Annotated in this window: 1 protein-coding gene; it reads left to right on the top strand. The window is 31.8% G+C overall.

Going from position 1 to position 2,104, the window contains the following annotated elements; translation table 11 throughout:
• Positions 1 to 2,104 (top strand): Cna B-type domain-containing protein (locus tag HLB29_RS09425; RefSeq protein WP_185624896.1); only part of this gene is annotated, 2,104 nt, incomplete at both ends.

Here is a 2,104-nt window from a genome sequence, read left to right as displayed (position 1 = left end):
GGGAGAAGATATTGAAATAACTCCTATTTATGGAAAACTTGGTAATGAAACTATCATTGCCGGATATGAAAAGAAAAAGAGAGAAAATCCAACAGGACCTGGAGCACTTAGTCTTGATAATGTAAAAATTAAATCTTTTAAGATTATAGATGTTGCTAATGGAAATAAGGAAATTGATTATAAGGTGAGTGATGATTCACAATATAATGAATACAGTAGTGATCCAACTAAATTTAGCAGTGCGCTATGCGAAGGGCAAAATAACAGCATAATTAAATTACAAATGGAGTTGGAATATAAGTCTGATAAGACAATTATAGAAGGAGATACACTTGAAATCCCTGTTACTTACGGTGGTTTTTTAAAAAATTTTAGTTCTCAAATATTAAAAGATGGGACTAATAAGGTTATTGGAACATGGGAATATAAAAATGGAAATATCATAATTAAATTTTCTGGGGATTATATAAGGAATAATCAAATCAAAAGTTTTGGTGCATCGTTTGAGACTGGAGAGATGATGAATTATAATGGTGATCAGAAGAAGAGTTTTAATTTAGGGGAACGTTATACTGGATTTGGAAAACTTGGAAAAAATGATTTGAGTATTGCAATTGAAAAAGTTTTTGTTAAATCTAAAATGATTGGAACAACTCACCAAGGAGTTAGTAAACTTTCAAATCCAGGCAATGATTCTCATATTAATTGGGAATTTTCGTTAAAAAATGACTCTTTTTATGACAGGAAAGAAAATAAATCATATACGAATGCATATATGTTAGAACATGATGGGTTATATAATCCTAATTCACGCACAGGCATTTATATTGAAGATACGTTCTCAGGTGGAGTTGGTGCACCTAAATTAAATTATATTGTATTGATTTTGGGTGGTATAAATGATGAAGGAAAAGTAGTATCATCAGGAGGAAAAATTTGGCTGCCAATATCATTGCTAGCAAAAAAAGAACAAGGGAATCAAACAAGAGAAGAAGTAAAACAATCACTTCAAAGTGGAGAATACTGTATCTATAAGAATGGTGATGAAACTTATACTTTAATGTTAAAATGGTGGGATATGAATGATGGTAGTGGAATAACTTACAATCAAGTTCCTCAAATAAATGATGTTGGAGGTGTGGGCAGTTGGTTAAAAAAGAATCAAGAGATATATAAAGATATTTCCACAGAAACTGTTGAGAAAATGAACAGGATATATGATAGAAAAGCACTTCAAAATATAGATATTTCAATAGGTTATGATTATATTCCTGTTAAGGAAGTTACAACAGTAAAGAATACTGCAAAAATCACAACAAATCAAACTGGGGAATATGAATCAACTGCCAACAGTAAACTTACTCCACCTGCAGGTATTGCAGATGCTCCATCAGATCCACTTACTATTAAACTTATTAAATCAGACAGAAATACAGGAAGAATGCTTTCAGCAGGGTTTAATTTTGAGCTTCAAACATCTAAAGATAATGGAAGTAGCTGGACAAAAGTTGATGTTGAAGCTTCCGATGTAGAAATAGGAACTCACAACTCAGATAATACTGTTACACCAAATGATAAAGGGATTGTTCAGATTAAAAAACTTATTTTTGGACAACAGTACCGTTTTGTAGAAAAAACTCATGCAGCCGGATATTATGATGTAGAAATAGATAATGCCAATCCAAATAGTACGAAGTATCCAAAATCTGCTAATTCAAAGGCAGTAACCATAACCAATCAGGGTAAGGGGCAGGTAATTGCTATGTACAATGCCAAACCTGAAAAGGTGGAAGTAGCAGTAAGTAAAAAATGGATTGGACCGGAAACAAATTCCGTGACTATAAAACTTCTCGCAGATGGAAAAGAAGTTGTGGGCAAGACACTTACTTTAGATAAACAAAATAAATGGACAGATAAATTTAAAAATCTTGAAAAATATAATCCTAATGGAAGTGAAATAAAATATGATGTAGCGGAAGTTAAACTCCAAAACTATGAAAGTAAGAAAGAAGGAAATGCCAAAACTGGATTTACTATCACTAATAAAAATATAGAAAAAATATCGATTCCTGTAGAAAAGAAATGGGAAGGGGAAGAGTTAGAT

The organism is Peptostreptococcus canis (assembly GCF_014229965.1).
GTDB lineage: Bacteria > Bacillota > Clostridia > Peptostreptococcales > Peptostreptococcaceae > Peptostreptococcus > Peptostreptococcus canis.
This window is presented reverse-complemented; position numbering and strand designations above follow the sequence as displayed.